This window comes from Gaiella sp. (assembly GCF_035558935.1).
In the GTDB taxonomy this organism is placed as follows: Bacteria; Actinomycetota; Thermoleophilia; order Gaiellales; family Gaiellaceae; genus Gaiella.
The window spans coordinates 1-4,728 of the sequence record NZ_DATMBZ010000151.1 but is presented as its reverse complement, the minus strand read 5'-3'; the positions used below and the strand labels follow the sequence as shown (position 1 = coordinate 4,728).

Here is a 4,728-nt window from a genome sequence, read left to right as displayed (position 1 = left end):
ACGAGTAGAGGACGTACTCCTTCGCGTCCGCGACGATCTCGGCTCCGAGGTTCGGGTTCGCCTCGACGATGGCCATGCCCACGCTCCCTTCGCTTCGCTCGCTCGCTTCCCCGATCGTAGCCCCCGTGCGACCGGGGCTTGAACGAGGCCCGCGTAGGCGCGATGGTTCAGTCGATGGCTGCGGCGATCGCAACCGACCTGCTGCTCGAGCGCGAGGCGCTCCTCGAGACGCTGGCAGCGTCTTTCGGCGCCGCACGGCGTGGATCCGGCCGCCTCGCGCTGGTGAGCGGCGAAGCCGGCGCCGGTAAGACCTCGCTCGTCCGGCGGTTCTGTGAGGAGCTGCCCCGTGGGACGACGGTGCTGCCCGGAGCCTGCGACCCGCTGATCACCCCGCGCCCGCTCGGCCCGTTCCTCGAGATCGGCGAACGGTCCGATCCGCCGATCGTGGGAGCGAGTGCGCACGACGTTGCGGGCCAGCTCCTCGCGCTGGCCCGGGAGCCGGTCGTTCTCGTCGTCGAGGACGTGCACTGGGCCGACGAAGCGACCCTCGACGTCGTGCGACTGCTCGGACGGAGGGTCTCCTCGACGTGCGGCCTCGTCATCGTCACGTATCGGGACGACGAGCTCGCGCGCGATCATTCCCTCCGCATCTGCCTGGGTGATCTCGCGACGACGGAGGCGGTCGATCGGCTCCACGTCGAGCCCCTCACGGCCGAGGGTGTTCGCGAGCTGGCCGCCGGACGTGATATCGACCCCATCGCGCTCTTCGAGCTCACCTCGGGAAACCCCTTCTACGTGACCGAGATCCTGGCCGGCGGGAACGGCGTCGTACCCGACACGGTCCGCGACATCGTGCTCGCACGCGTCGGACAGCTCAGTCCTCCTGCGGCCGCCGTGGTCGAGGCCGCGTCGATCGCGCCGCCGTCGCTCGATGCTCCGCTGCTCCTCGCGGTCTGCGGCGAGGCCGCCGACTCCGTCGACGAGTGCCTGGCGAGTGGTGTGGTGCGCGCGGTCGACGGGGCCGTTGGGTTTCGGCACGAGCTGGCGCGAACGGCCGTCGAGGAGTCGCTCTCGCCGGCGCGCCGTCTCGCGCTTCATCGCGCCGTGCTGCTCGGTCTCGCCGACGAGAGCCGCGGGCTCGACCTCGCCCGCCTCGCCTTCCACGCGGAAGCGGCCGACGACGAGCCGGCGGTGCTGCGCTTCGCTCCGGCCGCGGCCGAGCAGGCCGCACGCGCGGGCTCGTATCGGGAGGCAGCCGCGCAATACGATCGCGCCCTGCGCTTCGCGGGCAACCTCGGGCCGGGTGAACGCGCCCAGCTCCTCGAAGGACGCTCACGAGCCTGCTACCTCGCCGACGACCAGCTCGAGGCGATCGCGGTGATACGCGAGGCGATCCGCTACAGGCAGCAGCAGGGTGCCCCGCTGCAGGAGGCGCGCGCGCTGACCGAGCTGGCCGACTACCTGAGCTGCCGGGGCTTCCTGCAGGAATCGGACGAGACCGTGCAACGGGCATCCAGGCTCGTGTCGGGGCACCCGGAGCAGCGTGAGCACGCGTACGTCCTCGAGGCCGCCGGGCGGTTCCGGAGCGACGGCGACCAGGCGGCGAGGATCGAACTCGCGGCGAGAGCGCTCGCGATCGGCGAGCGCTTCGGCGACGAGCACGTCGCCGGGCACGCGCGTGTCACGATCGGCACCGCGACCGCGCTGGGCGACCTCGACGCCGGGCTTCCGCTGCTGGAGGAAGCTGCGCAGATCGCCCACCGCTCGGACCAGCCGGAGGTCGTCGCACGGGCGCTCAACAACATGGGCTACGTGTGCGCGTCGCGCTACCGGCACGAGCTCGCAGACGCCTACTACGACGCAGGGCTCAAGCACTGTGCCGAGCACACGAGCGACCTGTGGCGGATCAACATCCTTGCCATGTCTGCGCTCTCGTTGCTCGCCCAGGCGCGCTTCGACGACGCGGCGCGACAGGCGGTCGCGATCCTCGACGACCCGCGCGAGTCCCCATGGCCGCATCACACCGCGCTCGTCGTGCTCGGCCTCGTCCGCGCGCGACGCGGGGATCCGGGGGCGCGAGAGGCGCTCGCCGAGACGACCACCGTCGACCTGCAACCCGAGGAGTTCGACGCCATCGTCGACCGGGCCGCCGCGCACGCCGAGATCTCGTGGCTGGAGGGAAGGCCGGAGGAAGTCGCCGTCGCCACGGAGGCCACGGTGCAAGCCGCTCTCGAGCGCGGCGACGCGGCAGCGATCGCCCGTCTCGCATTCTGGCGCCGCCTCGCGGAGACGGAGACCGACGGGCATCCCGGCGGCGAGAGCCCGTACGTACTCGCGCTCGCAGGCAACTGGGGCGATGCGGCCGACGAGTGGGCGAGGCGCGGCCAGACCTACGAGGCTGCGCTCGCGCTCTCCCGGACGGGCGACGTCCGAGCGGTGCGGCGCGCGCACGCGGAGCTTCTACGCCTCGGCGCCCGGCCGTTGGCCGCGATGGTCGCGCGCGAGCTGCGCGAGAAGGGCGTCCGCGATGTCCCGCGAGGCCCGCGCGCCGCGACGAGGGCGAACGAGGCGGAGCTCACGCGTCGTGAGCTCGAGGTCCTCGGGCTCGTCGCAGAGGGCATGCGCAACGCGGACATCGCCGAGCGGCTGTTCCTCTCGCCGCGTACGGTCGACCATCACGTCTCCGCGATCCGCCGCAAGCTCGGCGCCCGCACGCGTGGCGAGGCGGTCGCCGCGGCAGGCCGGCTCGGGCTCCTCGAAGACCGGTAACGCGGACGCGAAACCTAGGTAGTTCAGCCGATTCGAGTTCGGTCCTTCCGCCATACCTTCGACGGGTCGAAACCACCACGAGGAGGGCGAATGGAGACGTACCTGATCCTGCGGCGCGGCGGCTGGCGGTCGGCCGACGATCTCGCCGCGGCGGCGGAGCGCTCGACCAGCGAGGGCGAGCGTATGCCGAACGACATCGCCTGGATCCGCAGCTACGTGCTCGGGGAGCTCGACGGCACGGTCGGGACGGTGTGCATCTACCAGGCGTCGAGCCCGGAGGCGATCCGGCGCCATGCCTCGGCGGCAGGTCTGCCGGTCGACGAGATCGTCCGCGTCGCTGACACGGTGCTCGTCAGGCCCGACCCCATCGCGACGCTTGCTTGAGGGAGGGAGAGACATGCGCACAAAGGTCCTTCTCGGGGCGCTGATCGCCGTCGTTCCGGTGCTCGGAATCGCCGGCTTCGCGGCGGCGGGCGGCGGTCAGTCCTCGCTCGCCGACCTCCGCCAGGCGACGGCGAAGTACCACGACATCGCGGTCGCACGAGCCGAGCCGAACTCGGTCGAGCTCCCGCAGGTCCCGCCGTTCGGCACCGGCACCTGCATCGAGAACCTGAACGGCGACGGGGCGATGGGAATCCACCTGCTGCTCCAGGACCGCGTCGACGACAGGCTCGTTCCGACCGAACCCGAGGCGCTCCTCTACGAGAAGCGAAACGACGGCAGCTACAAGCTGACGGGCGTCGAGTACATCGTCGCGAGCTCCGAGCGGCCGAGCCTGTACGGCCAGGAGTTCGACGCGACGAATCTCGCTCGCTACGGCAACCCCGCGGCGACCGTGTGGACGCTGCACGTCTGGGCCTGGAAGCCCAACCCCGATCCCGTGCGAGGGATCTTCGCACCGTGGAATACACGGGTCACCTGTAACTAGAGGAGGACGGACATGCGACGACTCACATTGCTCGGCCTCGCGATGCTCGCGGCAACGGGCTTCGCGTCGATCTCGCTCGCGGCCGCGCCCGCGCACCGTCACGACATGTCGACGTCCGGCTCGGCCGCCTCGCAGAAGCTCGCGGCGCAGGTCGCACTCGGCCGGCTCGCGACGGCGAAGTACGCGACGAACCTGGCCCTCGCAAAGAAGAACGGCTACGGGGTCATCACCCAGATGATCCCCGACATGGGCTGGCACTTCATGAACCCGAAGATCACGGCCTTCGACATCACGAAGCCGCCGATCCTCGTCTACGGCAAGCGAGGGTCGAGCTGGCAGCTCGTGGCCTTCGAGTGGGTGTTCCCGAAGAGGCCGGCGAAGGCGCCGCTGCCCGGCGCGACATACGGGTCGTTCGGGGCGGCGTGCCACTACAAGGACGGGACGTTCGCGTTCCAGGCGAGCCAGGAGTCCTGCGCCGCGAAGAGCCCACAGACGGGCTCGGCGTTCAACTTCTGGCACCCGGATCTCGTCACCCTGCACGTGTGGGCGTGGTATCCCAACCCGGACGGCGTGTTCGCAGGCATGAACCCGCTGATGCACCCTTTCAACGGGGGGTAGGCGCTCCGGCGGCGCTCTGCCGGCTGGTGCGTTGACATGCGGGCGGCCACGGCCGCCCGCACCGCATCCAGCCGCCGGCAATGCGTCGGGTCGATGCATCCCGTTGATCGCACCGACGCCGCGGGTGGCCCGTCCTCGACGAGCCGCTGGCTGTCGGCCGGGGCAGTAGGTCGGCACGGATTGGCACGAAACCGGCACAGACGCGGCACGAAGGCGGCGCGCTTGCCCCGATACCGTGGGTGCCCCGGGGTGGGCGGGGGTTTGGGATGGGACCAGAGAGGCAGCGTCGCCGCAGCCGAACCTGTGGCCGCCCCATCCGGACCGGTTAGGCTCAGACTCGTGAGAGCCGCCCTGATCCGAGAGGTCGGTGCCCTGCCCGAAGCGGGCGATGCCGACGCGCCGGAAGGCGAGAC

The 4,728-nt window shown here is 71.0% G+C and carries 4 protein-coding genes; all 4 read left to right on the top strand.

Annotated features, from left to right (window positions below):
- The first annotated feature begins 174 nt into the window (after window positions 1–174).
- The gene (locus VNM44_RS14590) at window positions 175–2,769 is read left to right on the top strand and encodes an ATP-binding protein (RefSeq protein ID WP_325626622.1); all 2,595 of its coding nucleotides are present in this window, start codon (window positions 175–177) and stop codon (window positions 2,767–2,769) included.
- Between the two features lie 90 nt (window positions 2,770–2,859).
- Window positions 2,860–3,153: a DUF4242 domain-containing protein gene (locus tag VNM44_RS14585; protein ID WP_325626621.1), complete on the top strand. Its 294-nt coding sequence runs from the start codon at window positions 2,860–2,862 to the stop codon at window positions 3,151–3,153.
- A gap of 13 nt (window positions 3,154–3,166) precedes the next feature.
- Complete coding sequence (locus VNM44_RS14580; RefSeq protein ID WP_325626620.1) at window positions 3,167–3,697, top strand: hypothetical protein; 531 nt, start codon at window positions 3,167–3,169, stop codon at window positions 3,695–3,697.
- Between the two features lie 12 nt (window positions 3,698–3,709).
- Entirely contained in the window at window positions 3,710–4,315 is a 606-nt protein-coding gene (locus tag VNM44_RS14575) for a hypothetical protein (RefSeq protein WP_325626619.1), read from the top strand.
- The last annotated feature ends 413 nt before the right edge of the window (window positions 4,316–4,728 follow it).